We start from the raw sequence: 16192 nt of genomic DNA, 5'->3' as shown, positions 1-16192 counted from the left end.
CTATGAGAAGCCGTTGGTTACTGCTGGCCGTGGTGAGCGCGGGGCTGCTGCTGATCACCCTGGACAACTCGATCCTGTACGCCGCCCTGCCCACGCTGGTGCAGGATCTCGGGGCGAGCAGCTCGCAGAGTCTGTGGATCATCAACGCCTATCCGGTCGTGATGGCCGGCCTGCTGCTGGGCAGCGGGACGCTGGGGGACCGGATCGGGCATCGCCGGATGTTCCTGATCGGCCTGGTGATCTTCGGCGTCGCCTCGCTGGCCGCCGCCTTCTCGCCGACCGCCGAGACCCTGATCGCGGCCCGGGCGTTCCTGGCCGTCGGCGCCGCGGCGATGATGCCGGCCACCCTCGCCCTGATCCGGATCGCGTTCGACGACGAGCGCGAACGCAACCTGGCGATCGCCGTCTGGGGCACCCTGGCGATCGTCGGCAGCGCCCTGGGCCCGATCATCAGCGGGCTGCTGCTCGGCCACTTCTGGTGGGGTTCGGTCTTCCTGATCAACGTCCCGGTCGTCGTCGCTGCGCTGATCGCCACCTTGGTTGTTGCCCCGCCCAACGACTCGGATCCGACCAAGCGCTGGGACCTGCTCTCCTCGCTGCTCGCGCTCGTCGCCCTGGTCGCACTGGTCCCCGCGATCAAGGAGACCGCGAAGACCTCACCCGCGTACGCCGTCATCGCCGTCGCCGTCCTCGCGGCCGTGATCGCCGGCTACGCCTTCGTACGCCGTCAGCGCCGCCTGCCCTACCCGCTGCTCGACTTCGCGATCTTCCGCAACCGGGCCTTCCTGGCCGGAGTGGCAGCAGCTGGGTTCTCGATGTTCGGCCTCGCCGGCATCCAGCTGGTCACCACCCAGCGCTTCCAGCTCGTGGAAGGCTTCAGTCCGCTGAGCGCCGGACTCCTGGTCGCGGCCTTGGCCCTGGGCGCGCTGCCGACGTCCATGGTCGCCGGCGCCATCCTGCACCGGGTCGGGCTGCTCCCGATCGTCGCGGGCGGTCTGGGTCTGAGCACCGTCGGCTCGCTGCTGGTCCTGCTGAACTTCGACTCCAGCCTGGGCTGGCTCATCGCCGGGCTGCTGATCACCGGCGCGGGCCTCGGCGCGGCCATGTCGGTCGCGTCGAGCGCGATCATGAACAACGTCTCGGCCCGGCGAGCCGGTATGGCCTCTTCGGTGGAGGAGGTGTCCTACGAGTTCGGCAGCCTGATCGCGGTCGCACTGCTCGGCAGCCTGCTGACCGCCGTGTACGCCGCCACCATCGACCTGCCCGCCGGAGTACCGGACTCGGCGCGGGACAGCCTGGATGCGGCTCTCGCGCTGGCCGGGGATGAGAACCTGTCCCTGGTCGCTGCCGCGTCGGACGCGTTCGACGGCGCCTACTTCGCGGTGATGATCGTGGTCACCGCGGTGATGGCGCTCGGCACGATCGTGACCGGTCTGCTCCTGCGCCGCCCGGGATCAGCACCGTCCGTCCGCACCCACGAAGAGGCCCGCAGCTATGCGCACCAGTAAGCGAACCCAGATCCTCGAGGCGGCCGCCCGCATCGTGGAGCGCGAAGGCGTCAAGAGCGTCACCTTCGACTCCGTCGCCGCCGAGGCGGGCCTCACCAAGGGCGGACTCCTGTACCACTTCGCCTCTCGCGAAGACCTGGTCCAGGCCATTCACCAGCACCTTGCGGACCAGTGGGAGTCGGACCTGTCCGCAGCAGCGGGCAAGTCCGCCGCCGAGGCCACGCCGACCGAGCGCCTCACCGCCTACGCCCAGGTCGCCATCCAGAGCGCCACCCGGGCCGAGCTCCTCTTCATGCTCGAAGGCTCGACCACCCCCGACTACGCGGCTCCGTGGGACGAGGTGCTGGACCGCTGGGTCCCACCACCGGCCATCGACGTCGACGACCCGGCCGCGCTCGACCAGTTCATCGCGCGGCTGGCAGCCGACGGCCTGTGGCTCTACGACTCGCTGACCACGGAGCGGCTACCCCCGAAGCTTCGGCGCGCGGTCGCCGACCGGATCACCTCCGGCCTCACCCGAACTCAGCGGACGTAGGTGTCGCGGGCAAGGTTGTAGGCAAGGTCCTGCGCGACCCGGAAGGCGTCCTCTTCGTCCATCCGGCGCTCGACCACGAGCTTCGCGAGATGTCCGGCGTCGATCCGCCGGGACAGGTCGTGGCGGGCAGGGATGGAGAGAAAGGCGCGGGTGTCATCCACGAAGCCTGACGTGTTGTAGAACCCGGCCGTCTCGGTCACCAGTTCGCGGAACCGGCTCATCCCGTCCGGGCTGTCCAGGAACCACCACGGCGCACCCAGCCGCACGGCCGGGTAGACGCCGGCGAGCGGCGCCAGCTCCCGCGAGTACGCCGTCTCGTCCACGGTGAAGAGCACCAACCGGAAGCCCTCGGCGTGACCGAACTTCTCCAGCACCGGCCGTAGCGACCTGGTGAACTCCGTCGCCACCGGGATGTCGTGACCTTGGTCAGGCCCGTACGTCGCGAGCACGCCGCCATGGTGATCACGCAGTACGCCGGGGTGGAGTTGCATCACCAGCCCGTCCTCGGCAGACATCGCGGCCATCTGGAACAACATGTGCCCGGCGAACGCGGCGGCGTCCTCAGCCGCGACCTCACCGCGCAACGCGGCCTGGTAGATCCGCTCCGCGTCGGCATCGTCGAGCGGCGTCGCCGCGGCGCTCAGGTGTCCGTGGTCGGTCGCCAGCGCGCCGGCGGCCAGGAACACCTGCCGCCGCTGCCGCAGCGCAGCGAGATAGCCCTGGTACGACGAGGTGTCGGTGTCCGCTCGCGCGCCGAGCTGACCGATCAGCTCGGTCCAGTCCGGGCGGGCCACATGGACCACCGCGTCCGGCCGGAAGGTGGGGATCACTCGGCCCGGCAGCTCGGTGGCGACCTTGGCGTGCTGGGCAAGATCGTCCGTGGCTGCGTCGGTCGTGGCGAGGATCTCGATGTTGAACCGGTCGAGCAGGGCTCGCGGCCGGAACTCGGGCTCGGCCAGCCGCGCCGAGATCTCGTCGTACAGGTCGTCGGCGGTCTCCGCGGACGGCGCGACCCGGAGGCCGAGCACCTCGGCGAACTCGTGCTCTAGCCAGTACCGGCTCGGGGTGCCCAGGAACAGGTGCCAATGCGAGCAGAACTCACGCCAGATGTCGCGCGGCTCCGCAGTCCGTACGCCGTCGCGCCGCGGCAGCCCGAGCAGGTCGGGGGAGACGCCCTGGGAGACCAGCATCCGGGTCACGTAGTGGTCGGGAACGACCAGCAGATCGGCCGGGTTGCCGAACGCCGCGTCGGTCGCGAACAGCTCGGCGTCGACGTGACCGTGGAAACAGAGCAGCGGCAGGTGTTTGGTGGACGCGTGGATCCGGCGCGCCACCTCGCGGGCCTCACCAGCCGGCAGGGCACGGTCCGGGTGGGGCTGCAGGGCCTTCGGCATGAGTCCTCCGTCAAGTCGGGCTGCAACGAGCACTGCAAAGGATTGCAGTCTCGCTACTTCAGCACAACCCGGGGCTGCTTGACATGATGTTGCAACCGATTGCACACTCGGTGCCTCGACGACTTGGAGGTGGCGGATGCCGGCGACCCTGCGCGATGTCGCCCGGCTGGCGGGCGTCTCGGCGTCGACGGTCTCGCGCGCGCTGTCGCTGCCCGAGGTGGTCAATGCGACCACCCGCGCGCGGGTGCGGCAGGCCGCGGACCAGCTCGGCTATGAGCCGAACAAGGCTGCTCGCGGCCTGATCACCGGCCGGACCGGGAATATCGGCCTGGTCGTCCCCGACCTGGCGAATCCGTTCTTCCCGAGCGTGATGAAGGGTGTTCAGGCCCGGGCCCGTTCCCACGACGTCGCCGTCTTCCTGGCTGACACTGACGAGGACGCGATGGCCGAGGCCGGCCTGGTGCGCGCCCTGGCCAAGCAGGTGGACGGATTGATCCTCTGCTCGCCGCGAGCCACCGACGACGAGCTCGCGGCGATCGCGCAGGACACCAATGTCGTGCTGGTGAACAGGGTGGTGGCGGGCGTCCCCGCCGTGACCTTCGACAACGAGGGCGGGATGCGGCAGGCGATCAGCCACCTTGCCGCGCTCGGTCATCGCAGGATCGCCTGGGTCGGCGGGCCGGCCACCTCCTGGTCGAGTGTCCAGCGGGAGCTCGGCTTGCGGACTGCCGCGGAGACCCAGGGAGTGGAGCTGGTGCCGGTCGGCCAGTTCGCTCCGACGTACGACGGTGGCGTGGCGGCCGCCGACCAGGCAGTCGCGACCGGGGCGACCGCGGTGGTGACCTTCAACGACCTGGTAGCGATCGGGTTGCTGGCCCGGTTGCACACCCGGGGGATCGACGTACCCGGCGACCTGAGCGTGGTGGGCATCGACGACATCGCGATGGCCGGGATGTCCCGGCCGGCGCTGACCAGCGTCCGGCTGCCCAAGCAGCGGGCCGGTGAGATCGCGGTCGACCTGCTGCTGGCGCTGCTCGACGATCCCGACGCGGCCCTCGGCCCCCGCACCCTCGACACCTTGCAGGGCGAGCTGATGGTGCGCGACTCCACGGCCGTGGCGACCCGATGAGGATCACGGCCGCGCGGGTGGTGGTCACCAGTCCTGGACGCAACTTCGTCACGCTGAAGATCGAGACCGACGAGGGGGTCTCCGGGATCGGCGATGCCACTCTCAACGGCCGCGAGCTTGCCGTCGCGTCCTATCTCGAAGACCACGTGGTCCCGCTGCTGATCGGTCGCGACCCGGCGCGGATCGAGGACACCTGGCAGTACCTGTACCATGGCGCGTACTGGCGGCGTGGCCCGGTCACGATGTCGGCCATCGCCGCAGTCGACACCGCGTTGTGGGACATCAAGGGCAAGGTCGCCGGCCTCCCGGTCTACCAACTGCTCGGCGGTCGCAGCCGTGACGGGGTGACTGTCTACGGTCACGCGAGCGCCGAGACCACCGAGGAGCTGCTGACCGAGGTCGACCGGTACGTCGGGCTTGGCTACAAGGCAGTCCGGATCCAGACCGGCATCCCCGGCCTCGCGTCGACGTACGGGGTCGGCACACCCGGTACGACGTACGAGCCCGCGAACGCTGCGCTGGAGTTGCCGGGGGAGAGCGTCTGGTCGACCGAGAAATACCTGACGCACGTGCCTTCGGTCTTCCACGCGGTCCGGCAGGAGTTCGGCCCCACGCTGCGGCTGCTGCACGACGTGCACCACCGGCTCACGCCGATCGAGGCGGCCCGGCTGGGCAAGAGCCTCGAGCCGTACGCGCCGTACTGGATCGAGGACCCGGTTCGCGCCGAACTGCAGGAGGGATTCCGGCTGATCCGGCAGCACACCACCACGCCGCTGGCCGTCGGTGAGGTGTTCAACAGCATCTGGGACTGTCAGCAGCTGATCCAGGAGCAGTTGATCGACTTCATCAGGACGACAGTCGTGCATGCCGGTGGGATCACGCATCTGCGCCGGATCTTCGACCTGGCCGCGCTGCACCACGTCCGCAGCGGCTCGCATGGCGCGACTGATCTGTCGCCGGTCTGCCTGGCGGCGGCGTTGCAGTTGGACATCTCGATCCCGAACTTCGGCCTGCAGGAGTACATGCCGCACTCGCCGGAGACCGATGCCGTCTTCCCGCACAGCTACAGCTTCGCGGACGGTTACTTGCAGCCCAGCGAACAGCCAGGGCTCGGCGTGGAGCTCGACGAAGAGGCCGCGGCCGCCTATCCGTATCGGCCGGCCTACCTGCCGGTGAACCGCCTGGAGGACGGAACGGTGCACGCATGGTGATTCCCGACGTACTGGTGATCGGCGAAATCCTGGTAGAGCTCAGCTCGACCGAGCCACTCGACGCCGGGGCGGCGCTGACGCTGAACTTCTCGGGGGACGCGCTCAACTCGGCGGCCGCAGCAGCGGCAGCCGGCGCCCACACCGCGTTGCTGGCCCGGGTGCCCGACGACGAGCTGGGAGACCGGCTGCTAGACCGAGTGGTTGCCCTGGGCATCGATACCTCGCAGGTACTGCGGGTGCCGGGTCAACACGGTCTCTACCTGCAGCACGCCGACCCGTCCGGCGCGCGGGAGTTCACCTACGTACGCCGGGGGAGCGCCGGCTCGGGCTTGGGTCCGGGCGACGTGCCGATCGATCTGGTCTCCCGAGTCGGGGCAGTGCTGGCGAGTGGGATCGCCTGCGCCATCTCGCCGCTGTCCGCCAAGGCAGTCCGGCTGGCCGCTTCCACCGCGCGCTGCTTCGTCTATGACCCGAACTGGCGTCCGCGGCTCGTCAACGCCACAGGAGCGGCCGATCACCTGCGTGCGCTTGCGCAGTACACCCGGCTTGTTACTCCGGCCTGGCCGCGGGAAGCGCAGTTGATCAGCGGTTCCGACGATCCGGCCGCGGTCAGTGCCGCGATCAGAGAGCTCGGCGTCGAAGCAGTTGCCTTGACCCGTGGATCCGAGGGTGTGCTCCTCGACGATGCCGGCCGGTTGGTGGAGATCCCGGTGATCCCGGCGCCCGCGGTGGTCGACCAGACCGGCGCAGGCGACTCGTTCGCCGGCACGGTGACCGCTCGACTCGCACTCGGCGACGCGTTGGAAGACGCCGTCCGTCTGGGCGTGGCAGCTGCTTCGCTGTCAGTCAGCGGTCTCGGTGGCACCGGCCACGTCGCCACCCTTGAGGAAACCAGAGCCCACGCGTCCAACGGCGCAGCGGAGGTCACGGCATGACTGCACGACTGGACCTGTCCAGCCTTCCCGCCGCCCACCGGCCTGACGTCGACCCGGCGAAGCTGTCGGTCGGCATCGTCCATCTCGGGCTGGGTGCCTTCCATCGGGCGCACCAAGCCGTCTTCACCGAGCAAGCCGCGGCGCTCAGCGGCAGCGCCGAATGGGGGATCTGCGGGGTCAGCCAACGCTCCTCGGCGGTCCGCGACCAGCTCGCCCCACAGAACGGCCTGTACTCCGTACTCACCCGCGGCCAGGGCGACTCCAGCATCCGGGTGATCGGCAGCATCCGCGAGGTGCTGACGGCGCCGGACGATCCGGCCGCGGTGGTGGCGCGGATCGCCGACCCGGCGGTCTCGGTGGTGACCCTGACCGTGACGGAGAAGGGGTATCGAGCGGCCGCTGCGGGCGGGCTCGACCTGACCGACCCGGAGATCCAGGCGGACCTTGCCGGCCGGCCACCTCGGACGGTTGTCGGCCAGCTGGCGGCAGGGCTGGTGGAACGCTCCCGGGCGGGGGCCGGGCCGCTGACGGTGGTGTCCTGCGACAACTTGGTTGCCAATGGCCCCTTCCTTCGGCGGTTGATGGAGGACTACGCCGCTGCCTCCCGGGATGCGAAGTCGTTGGTCGAGCAACTGGAAGTCGCGCGGTTCCCGGCCAGCATGGTCGACCGGATCGTGCCGGCCACCACCGAGGCCGATCGCGACGAGGCGGCGGCGCTGCTCGGCGTACGGGATGAGGCTGTGGTGGTGGCCGAGCCGTTCCTGCAGTGGGTGATCGAGGACGACTTCGCCGGGCCGCGACCGGAGTGGGACAAGGCCGGCGCGATCCTGACCAGTGATGTCGCGCCGTGGGAGCAGGCGAAGCTGCGGATGCTCAACGCGACGCACTCGATGCTCGCGTATCTCGGCGGTCTGCGTGGCTACGAGACGATCGCCGAGGCGGTGCGTGACGACGAGCTGGCGGGGCTTGCCCGGGAGTTGATGAGCGACGACGTGATCCCGACGTTGACGCCGCCGGACGGACTCGACCTCGCGGAGTACGGGGGGAGTGTTCTGGAGCGGTTCGCCAATCCGGCGCTCAAGCACCGCACGGCGCAGGTCGGGATGGACGGGTCGGTGAAGCTGCCGGTTCGGCTGCTCGGCACGATTCGCGACCGGCTCGAGGTCAACGCTGAGCCGCGCTTGGCGAGCCTGGCGGTCGCTGCGTGGATGGTTTCGGTGGCCAAGGCAACAACTGCCGGTACGCCGCTGGACGACCCGCAGGCGAGCAGGCTGCAAGCCGCGGTCTCCTCAACAGCATCAGCCCCGGCGCTGGTCGACGCGCTGCTGGGCGTGGAGTCTGTCTTCGGCGCCGATCTGCCCGGTAACGCCGTGTTCAGGCAATTGCTGATCGACCAGGTCTCCAGCCTGACGCGGTGAACGGCAGCGGCCGCCGCGAGATGCTGCTCGCGACGGCCGCTGCCTGACCTTGGTGAGGGGAGAGGTCAGCCGGTCTTGAACTGGCTGTCCAGATCCAGGCCGGTGGCCTTCCACTCGGCCGCGCTGAACCACTGGCCGAACTTCTGGAACCGGTCCGCGGTCAGGCTGTCGAGCACGTAGGTGTTGCCCTTCAGCACCACCTCGCCGGTCGGGATCGCGGCGCCGGAGTTCTGCACCAGGCCGGTCGACGTGGTGCCGCCGCGCATCGTCACCTTGTTGCCGCTGACAATCACACCGCGCAGGACGTTCAGGCCCCACGGGCCGTTGCCGCGGGTACGGGACTGGATCGAGATCCCGTTGACGTTGCCGGCCAGCGTGTTGTTGCGGACCGTCACGTTGGTCGACGTGTTCACGTTGATCCCGCCGCCGTCCCACAGCGAGGTGCCGGAGCCACGCCCGGTGCCCAGGCCGTTGCCGGTGATGGTGTTGTTCTCGATCGTGCCGTTGCGGCCGATCTCGTACCGGATGCCGTCCGCGGCGTTGTCGACGATCTGGTTGTCGCTGAACACCCGGCCGTCGTCGTACGCGTCGCTCCACAGGCCGACACCGCGGTTGGCCTTGATCAGGTTGCCGGAGACCGAGCCGTTGGTGGACCAGGTGGTCTTGATGCCGCCCGACTCCCAGTCGGCGATCCAGAACCCGTCGGTGTTGTTGTTGCTCACCTGGTTGCCGACGATCTTGCCGTTGGCGGTGCTGTACTGCCCGACGCCGAGCTGACCGTTGTACTGGATCAGGTTCCGGTCGAGAGTCGCGCCGTCGGCGTTGACCAGCATCGCGCCGACCGCGTGGTTCCAGCGGATGTCGTTGGCGAACACCCGCCAGCCGGTGCCGAGGACGACCGCGCCGGCCTGCGGCACGCTGGCGAAGTGCTCGACGGTCAGCCCGACGACCGCGACGTTGGTCGCGTTGGACTGGATGGCGGTGGCCGTCTTCGACATCTCGACCGACTGACCGGCCGGGTTGTCGCCCAGGTAGACGGCGTTGCCCGCGTAGTCGGCGTAGAAGGTGCCGGCCGCGACCTTGTCCCGGGTCTTCACCCGGGTCAGGTGCTTGCCGTTCAGGAACACCTGCTCGCGCAGGTGGCAGATGTTGGCGGCGTTGTCCTCGCACTGCCCGGTCATCCCGTACGCCGCCGGCAGCGCGCCGCGGGTGACCCAGTCACCGTTGTCCGCGGTCCAGCTGGTCAGCGGGACCGATCCGGTCAGCACCGCGCCGTCGTCGCTGCCCAGCGTGGTGTTCGGCTTGGGCTTCAGCGTGCGGTCGATCCGGTGCACACCCGAGGCGAAGCAGAACGTCGTACCGGCGGCGGCCTTGTCGATCACGTCGGCCGCGTTCTGGTCGGTGCCGATCGTGGTGCCCTTGCACTCCGGCGCCTGCGACGGACCGGCCGGGAAGGTGCCCGGCGCCGGGGTGGTCGGCTTGGGGGTGCTGGTGGGCGTCTCGGTCGGGGTGGGCGTAGGTGTCGGCGTGGGCTTGGTGGTCGGCGTCTCCGTCGGCTTGGTGACGGTCGGCGTCGGGGTGGGCGTGGTGGACACGCTGACGGTCGGTCTCGGGGTATGTCGAGGCGGCCACGGCTTGTGCGGGCGGTCTCCCGGCAGGATGCCGGACTTCTCCTCGCCGAACGCCGAGGCCATATTGGTCCGCGTTCCGGCGACGATCCCCGTAATGGCGACCGCACCGGCTGCCGCGACGCAGATGATGGTCACTGACTTCTTCACTGACGACCCTCCGGGGGTTGGGTACTTGTCTTTCTGCACCCCCCTGGTGCGGCCTTCCCCAGAAGACTACTACTTGTAGTAGTCGTGGCACTACGCAAATGGTTGCGCAGGCCCCCCAATACCGACCAGGCCTCCCTGCGAACAGGGGAATCGGCATTCTTCCGAGTCAGTTGCCCCAGGCGTGTTTCAGCTGGTTGCTGGGTGCATCAATTGCGCTGTGTGATCGAAAACTGCGCTCCGTGATGCTTGCCCGGGGCATCGGGCTCGGGAGTGTCGTGCCGGCTCAGCTCACCTGGAAGCTCCCAGCGATGTCGAGGCCGGCGCTGCGCCAGCCGGTGGCGTTGAGCTTGGTGCCGAACTTGGCGAACCGCTGCGCGGCCAGCTTGTCCAGCAGGTAGCGGTTGGCGCTGAAGGTGAGGTGCCCCGCGGGGACCTCGGCGCCGGAGTTCTGCACCATCCCGGTCGCCTGGGTGCCGCCGGTCATCCCGATCGTGTTGCCAGTGACCACCACGTTGCGGAGCAGGTAGCGGCCCCACGGGCCGTCGCCGCGGGTGCGGGACTGGATCGAGATGCCGTTGACGTTGCCGGAGACGGTGTTGTTCCGGACCGTCACGTTCGAGGAGGTGTTGACGTTGATCCCGCCGCCGTCCCACAGCGAGGTGCCGGAGCCACGCCCGGTGCCGAAGCCGTTGCCGGTGATGGTGTTGTTCTCGATCACGCCGTTGCGGCTGATCTCGTACCGGATCCCGTCGGCGGCGTTCGAGACGATCTTGTTGGAGCTGATCACCCGGCCGTCGTCGGCGACGTCGGCCCAGAAGCCGACCCCCTTGTTGGACCGGATCAGGTTGCCGCTGACGGTGCCCGACGAGCGGGTCGACTTGATGCCGCCCGACTCCCAGTCGGCGATCCAGAAACCGTCGGTGTTGTTGTAGGTGATCACGTTGCGGGTCAGGTTCGCCTTCAGCGAGCTGTACTGGCCGAGGCCGAGCTGGCCGTTGTGGTGCACCAGGTTGCGCTCGATCCGGGCGTTGTTCGCCTTGACCAGCATCAGGCCGACCGACTTGTTCCAGCGGACCTCGTTCGCCTTCACGGTCCAGCCGGGGCCGGAGACCAGCGCGCCGGCCTGGGCCGGGCTGGCGAAGTGCTCGACGGTCAGGCCGCGGACGGTGACACCGGGCTGGTTCGACTCGATCGCGGTGGCGGTCTTCGCCATCTCGACCGCCTTCCCGGCCGGGTTGCTGCCGAGGTAGATCGCGTTGGCCGCGTAGTCGGCGTAGAAGGTGCCGGCCTTGACCGCTGCCTGCGAGGCGACCCGGGTCAGGTGGGTGCCGCCGAGGTAGACCTGCTCACGCAGGTGGCAGATGTTCGCCTTGTTGTCCTCGCACTGCCCGCTCTTCCCGTACGCCGCCGGCAGCGCGCCGCGGGTGATCCACGTCGCTCCCGACTTGGCCCAGCTGGTGAGGGGCACCGAGCCGGTCAGTACCGCGCGGGACGAGCTGGCGATCGTCATGTTCGCCTTGGGCCGGATCGTCTGGCTGATCCGGTGCAGGCCGGCCGCGAAGCACACGGTCGAGCCGGCCGGCTGGGAGTTCACCACGGCCTGGGCGTTCTGGCCCGGCTTGATCACCGTGCCGCTGCACGGTCCGGCGACGGCGGGACCGGCGTCGGTCTCGCCGATGGCCGGCTCGTTCGGCGTCTGCGGCGGAGCCGTGGTGGTGGGCTCGCTCTGGGTGGGTGCCGACTTGGTCGGCTTCTTGCTGGGCGCAACGGTCTTCGAGGGAGCCACCGTCGGCGGCTTGCTCGAGACGGTGCCCGGGGCCCGGGTCGGTTTCGCGGTCGGGTGTTTCGAGGGGAGGACCGCGGGTCCTGCCGGGCCGCTCTGGGCGGTGTCGCGTGACTTGTCGGCCGAAGCCGCGTTCTTCTGATGAGAGATGACGGGGTAGGCGACTGTAACGGCGGCCAGCGCCACGGCGATAAGGGCAGCGTAGAGAGCCCTTCTCGACTTAATCCTGCTCAAAGCACCCTCCGGGTGTCTCGGCGCGCGGTCGTTCGTCCCCAGGTGCGGCCTGTCAAGTACCTGTTGTCACCACCGCGAGACTTATGGTGGTGCCATGCGGGTCGCTATGTTGCACAACCGTTACCGTTCGGGTCAACCCAGTGGCGAGAACACTGTGGTCGATCAAACGGCTGATTTTTTGCGTACATCAGGACATGTTGTTGAGCTTTACGCGCAGCACAGTGACGACATTGCGCAAATGAGCCGAAAAGATCGCGCGCTGTTACCGTTCCGCTCCATATGGTCATTTGCCGACGAACGCGATTTAACATTCCGATTGCAGTCGGCGCGTCCGGACATCGTGCATGTGCACAACACCTTTCCGCTGTTCAGCCCTTCGGTACTGCGAGCCGCGGCCCGTCAGGACCTTCCGATCGTTGCCACGCTCCACAACTTCCGGCTGATGTGCGCCAACGGAGTCCTGCAGCGCAACGGCGGCCCGTGCGAGTCCTGCGTCGGCAAGATTCCGTGGCGTGGCGCGGTGCACGGCTGCTACCGCGAGTCGAAGGTGCAGAGCCTGCCGCTGATCGCCGGCATCACGGTCCACCAGGCACTCAATACCTGGCAGCGCTACGTCACCACGCTGATCGCGCCGTCGGAGTTCGTCCGCTCCCGGTACGTCGCCGGCGGGTTCGATCCCGACCGCATCGTCGTCAAGCCGCACGCGGTCGCCCACTCGGGCGCAGTACGTGAAGGTGCGGGGGAGGCAGTCGTCTTCCTCGGGCGGCTGACCGAGGAGAAGGGCTTCGGCGATCTCCTCAAGGCCTGGGACGCGTCGCTGGGGCAGCTCGTGGTGGTCGGCGACGGGCCGCTCAGAGAAGAAGCGGACGAGCGGGCCCGCCGCGACCCGTCGGTCAAGGTGCTCGGCGCGCTGCCGTGGGCGGACTGTATGGACGTACTGCGTACTGCGCGAGCGGTCGTCGTACCGGCGCGGTCGTACGAGACGTTCGGCCTGGTGGTGATCGAGGCGTTCGCACACGGAGTACCGGTGGTGGCCTCCAGGATCGGGGCGCTGGCCGAGCTGGTGGACGACCGCGAGACCGGCGCGCTGGTCGCTCCGGGCGACACCGAAGACCTCCGAAAGGCCCTCGGGTTGCTGACCGAGCCGGCGACTTCGATAGCCTTCGGGAAACGAGCACGCCAGGTGTATCTCGACCGCTTCACTCCGGAGCGCGATCTGGCGGCTACGGAGAGGATCTACACCGATGCGATCGCCCGGCACGCGGCCGACACAACCGGCGCGCGCGGCCAGGCACGCGGTGAAGCGAGTAGCTAGGCGGGTGGCGATTACGCGGTGTAAGGTCACTCCTGACGTGGGGGGTCACGTCGGTCACTGGTGGGGTCCGGTTCTCCGGATGTTCGCCAGGAGTTCGTTGATCAACTCGCCCGGGGGGCGACGGGGCAGGGCCCGGAAGGGCTCAGTGGGGGAGCACAAGGTGCCGCAACGCATCGGCTATCTGAGCGGGGTCTTCGATCTGTTCCACGTCGGTCATCTCGACGTGCTGGAGCGGGCGAAGGAGCAGTGCGACCACCTGGTCGTCGGCGTGCTGACCGATGACTGGGCCGTCGAAGCCTGGGGGGCTCGTCCGTTCGTGTCGATCGTCGAGCGCGCCCAGATCATTGATCAACTGCGCTGTGTCGACGAGGTGGTCGAGGTCGACGGCGTCGAGGCGGCGTGGCTGGTCAATCAGCTCGATGCCGACGTCGTCTTCGCTGCCGACGGCACCGACGGAGTGCTGGGTCCCGACGAGCTCGACGGCGTACCTGCCGGTCTGATCAGCGTCCTGGTCTCCGGGCGCGGTTCCCGCAGCCAGATTCTGCGCGCGGCGATCGACCAGCGGCAGTCACGCAGCTCCGTCGCATGAGCAGACGCTCGATCGGCGACGTGGTCGCCGAGCTGGCGCGCGCCCAGAAGCCGTCCGCCGGTACTCCGGCCTACTCGCGTTTCGTCAACCGCCGGATCGGCCGCTACCTGGCCGCCGGCGCCTTCCTGGCCGGCCGGACGCCGAACCAGGTCAGCCTGACCAGCGGCTTCTGCTCGCTGGTCGGCATCGTGCTGATCGCCACCGTCGAGCCGAGCCTGCCGCTCGCGCTGGCGGTGACCGCGCTGCTGGTGCTCGGCTACGCCTTCGACTCCGCCGACGGCCAGCTGGCCCGGCTGCGCGGCGGCGGCTCGCCGCTGGGCGAGTGGCTCGACCACATGATCGACTGCGTCAAGATCGCCCTGCTGCACAGCGCGGTGCTGATCTCGCTCTACCGCTTCGATGCCTTCAGCAACGAGCTGGTGCTGCTCGTGCCACTGGCCTACCTGTGCGTCTCGGCGGTGATGTTCTTCGGGCTGATCCTGATCGACCAGCTGCGCCGCCGGCACGGCGCGAGCACCGCCAACGTGCGTGGTGACTCGGTGCTGAAGTCGTTGCTGATAGCACCGACCGACTACGGCGTACTGTGTCTGGTCTTCCTGGCGTTCGGCTGGCCGACCGTCTTCACCGCCCTGTACGGCGCGTTGCTGGCGGCCAACCTGGTCTTCCTGCTGGCCGCGATCACCAAGTGGTACAAGGAGATGGCCGCGCTGCAGCCGGCTCCCCGACCGACGGAGGTGCAGGGCTGATGGGTGTGGTTGGTTATGCCCCCGGGGTCTACGACATGTTCCACATCGGTCACCTGAACATCCTGCGCCGGGCCAGCGAGCACTGCGACTACCTGATCGCCGGCGTGGTCGAGGACGACGTGGTGACCCGGATCAAGGGCCGGCCACCGGTCGTTCCGCACGACGAGCGGATGGAGGTCGTCCGGGCGATCGGCCTGGTCGACGAGGTGGTCAGCGACTGGTCCAGCGACAAGTTCGAGATGTGGAAGCAGTTGCGCTACGACGTGCTCTTCAAGGGTGACGACTGGAAGGGCACCGAGAAGGGGCTCCGGCTGGAGAAGCTGCTCGGTGAGGTGGGTGCCAGCGTGCACTACTTCCCGTACACGGCGTCGACCTCCAGCACGGACCTGCGACGGCTGTTGGAGGGTACGCTCTGATGCCGGCCCGGCCGAAGATCCTGCTGAGCGCCTACGCCTGCCGGCCGAAAGGTGGCTCGGAGCCGGGCGCGGGCTGGGCCTGGGCGAAGGCCGCCGCGCGCGATCATGACGTCTGGCTGATCACTCGCGGCAAGTTCGCGCACGAGATCACCGAGGAGCTGGCCGCCCGGCCGATCCCGTCGCTGACCGTCGTACCGCTGGAACTGCCGAAGTGGCTGCTCAAGCTGCGCCGCCGGCACGCGGACGTGTACTGGTACTACCCGCTGTGGCAGCGGCTGGCCGGGCGGACCGCCAAGCGGCTGCACGCCGAGCACTCCTTCGACGTCATCCACCACCTGACCTTCGCGGTCGACTGGATGCCCGCGGGCGTCGTCCAGGAGTCGACGGCCAAGGTGATCTGGGGCCCGGTCGGCGGCTCGACCACGGTGCCGCTGTCGATGGCCCACTGGCTCGGCTCGAAGGGCCTGCTCAACGAACTGGTCCGCCGCGGCTACACCGGCCTGTGCCGGCGGCTGGTCGGCCGCAAACACGCCCAGAGCGCCGACCTGGTCGTTGCCCAGAACAAGGATGTCGCCGAGTACTTCGGCAAGTACGCGCGCGAGGTCGCAGTCCAGCCGAACGTCGCGATCAGCCAGTTCGCCACGGCGTCCGGTCCGCGTGAGCCTTATGGTGCCCCCGGCATCAAAACGGCGCTGTTCGTCGGCCGGCTGATCCCGTGGAAGGGCCTGCTGATGGGCATCAGCGCCCTGGCCCGGCCGGAAGCCGCCAACTGGGAGCTGCGCGTGGTCGGTGACGGCCCCGACTGGCGCCGCGCCGAGCGGCTGGCAGAAGAGCTCGGAGTACGGGACCGCGTCGAGTTCGTCGGCCAGTTGCCTCGCGAAGAAGTCCTGTCCTCACTCCTGCGCGCCGATGCCCTACTCGCCCCCGCGATGCGCGAAGCAGCCGGCTGGGCAGTAGCCGAGGCCCTGGCCAGCGGCTGCCCAGTGGTCTGCATCGACCGCGGCGGCCCCTCAGTCATCGTCGGCCCCGAAGACGGCGCCGTCGTCCCCTGGCAAGGCGACGTGGTCGGCGAACTGGCCAAGGGCCTGGCATCCCTGACCGGCCGAATCGACCCAGTCAACCGCTGGGCCCCCGATCGCCTGCCCGACATCCTCGCGACCTGGTACAACACCACCCGCGTCTCCCACTGACTAACAGCCTG

Annotated in this window: 14 protein-coding genes; 11 read left to right on the top strand and 3 right to left on the bottom strand. The window is 68.9% G+C overall.

All coding sequences use genetic code 11. The features are described from left to right. Nucleotides 1-2 precede the first annotated feature (2 nt). Both AB0P21_RS06670 and AB0P21_RS06665 read left to right on the top strand, forming a co-directional pair. Entirely contained in the window at nt 3-1508 is a 1506-nt protein-coding gene (locus AB0P21_RS06670) for an MFS transporter (RefSeq protein WP_363694267.1), read from the top strand. Next, on the top strand, nt 1495-2043 hold the full coding sequence (locus AB0P21_RS06665; protein ID WP_363694265.1) for a TetR/AcrR family transcriptional regulator: 549 nt from the start codon (nt 1495-1497) through the stop codon (nt 2041-2043). Before AB0P21_RS06670 ends, AB0P21_RS06665 begins: the two co-directional genes overlap by 14 nt. On the opposite strand, the gene uxaC is transcribed toward AB0P21_RS06665, so the two are convergent. Beyond that, complete coding sequence (uxaC, locus tag AB0P21_RS06660) at nt 2031-3437, bottom strand: glucuronate isomerase (RefSeq protein ID WP_363694263.1); 1407 nt, start codon at nt 3435-3437, stop codon at nt 2031-2033. The genes AB0P21_RS06665 and uxaC overlap by 13 nt on opposite strands. Before the next feature lie 136 nt (nt 3438-3573). Here uxaC and AB0P21_RS06655 point away from each other — a divergent pair, with 136 nt between their 5' ends. From AB0P21_RS06655 to AB0P21_RS06640, 4 genes are read left to right on the top strand one after another with little or no spacing between them, the layout of a single operon-like run. Continuing rightward, on the top strand, nt 3574-4566 hold the full coding sequence (locus AB0P21_RS06655) for a LacI family DNA-binding transcriptional regulator (protein ID WP_363694261.1): 993 nt from the start codon (nt 3574-3576) through the stop codon (nt 4564-4566). Further along, the gene (gene manD, locus AB0P21_RS06650; RefSeq protein ID WP_363694260.1) at nt 4563-5777 is read left to right on the top strand and encodes a D-mannonate dehydratase ManD; all 1215 of its coding nucleotides are present in this window, start codon (nt 4563-4565) and stop codon (nt 5775-5777) included. Before AB0P21_RS06655 ends, manD begins: the two co-directional genes overlap by 4 nt. After that, on the top strand, nt 5771-6712 hold the full coding sequence (locus AB0P21_RS06645) for a sugar kinase (RefSeq protein ID WP_363694258.1): 942 nt from the start codon (nt 5771-5773) through the stop codon (nt 6710-6712). The genes manD and AB0P21_RS06645 overlap by 7 nt, the downstream gene beginning before the upstream one ends. After that, nucleotides 6709-8130, top strand: coding sequence for a mannitol dehydrogenase family protein (locus AB0P21_RS06640; RefSeq protein WP_363694256.1), 1422 nt, complete (start codon nt 6709-6711; stop codon nt 8128-8130). Before AB0P21_RS06645 ends, AB0P21_RS06640 begins: the two co-directional genes overlap by 4 nt. Before the next feature lie 65 nt (nt 8131-8195). Here the strand turns inward: AB0P21_RS06640 and AB0P21_RS06635 are convergent, their stop codons facing one another. Continuing rightward, the gene (locus tag AB0P21_RS06635) at nt 8196-9908 is read right to left on the bottom strand and encodes a right-handed parallel beta-helix repeat-containing protein (RefSeq protein ID WP_363694255.1); all 1713 of its coding nucleotides are present in this window, start codon (nt 9906-9908) and stop codon (nt 8196-8198) included. Between the two features lie 283 nt (nt 9909-10191). Next, nucleotides 10192-11694: a right-handed parallel beta-helix repeat-containing protein gene (locus AB0P21_RS06630; RefSeq protein ID WP_363694253.1), complete on the bottom strand. Its 1503-nt coding sequence runs from the start codon at nt 11692-11694 to the stop codon at nt 10192-10194. Nucleotides 11695-12019: 325 nt separating this feature from the next. On the opposite strand from AB0P21_RS06630, the gene AB0P21_RS06625 reads away from it, so the two are divergent. From AB0P21_RS06625 to AB0P21_RS06605, 5 genes are all read left to right on the top strand, one after another. Continuing rightward, nucleotides 12020-13240: a glycosyltransferase gene (locus AB0P21_RS06625; protein ID WP_363694252.1), complete on the top strand. Its 1221-nt coding sequence runs from the start codon at nt 12020-12022 to the stop codon at nt 13238-13240. Nucleotides 13241-13400: 160 nt separating this feature from the next. Next, on the top strand, nt 13401-13829 hold the full coding sequence (locus tag AB0P21_RS06620) for an adenylyltransferase/cytidyltransferase family protein (RefSeq protein WP_363694251.1): 429 nt from the start codon (nt 13401-13403) through the stop codon (nt 13827-13829). Beyond that, nucleotides 13826-14575: a CDP-alcohol phosphatidyltransferase family protein gene (locus AB0P21_RS06615; RefSeq protein WP_363694250.1), complete on the top strand. Its 750-nt coding sequence runs from the start codon at nt 13826-13828 to the stop codon at nt 14573-14575. Before AB0P21_RS06620 ends, AB0P21_RS06615 begins: the two co-directional genes overlap by 4 nt. Beyond that, nucleotides 14575-14991 carry an adenylyltransferase/cytidyltransferase family protein gene (locus tag AB0P21_RS06610; protein WP_363694249.1) on the top strand — a complete coding sequence of 139 codons (417 nt, stop codon included), beginning with the start codon at nt 14575-14577 and terminating at the stop codon, nt 14989-14991. The genes AB0P21_RS06615 and AB0P21_RS06610 overlap by 1 nt, the downstream gene beginning before the upstream one ends. Next, complete coding sequence (locus tag AB0P21_RS06605) at nt 14991-16181, top strand: glycosyltransferase (RefSeq protein WP_363694247.1); 1191 nt, start codon at nt 14991-14993, stop codon at nt 16179-16181. Before AB0P21_RS06610 ends, AB0P21_RS06605 begins: the two co-directional genes overlap by 1 nt. Nucleotides 16182-16192 lie beyond the last annotated feature (11 nt).

The sequence above is a fragment of the Kribbella sp. NPDC056861 genome, assembly GCF_040687575.1.
Lineage (GTDB): Bacteria > Actinomycetota > Actinomycetes > Propionibacteriales > Kribbellaceae > Kribbella.
The sequence above is the reverse complement of the archived record's forward strand: the minus strand, read 5'-3'. Positions and strand labels throughout refer to the sequence as shown.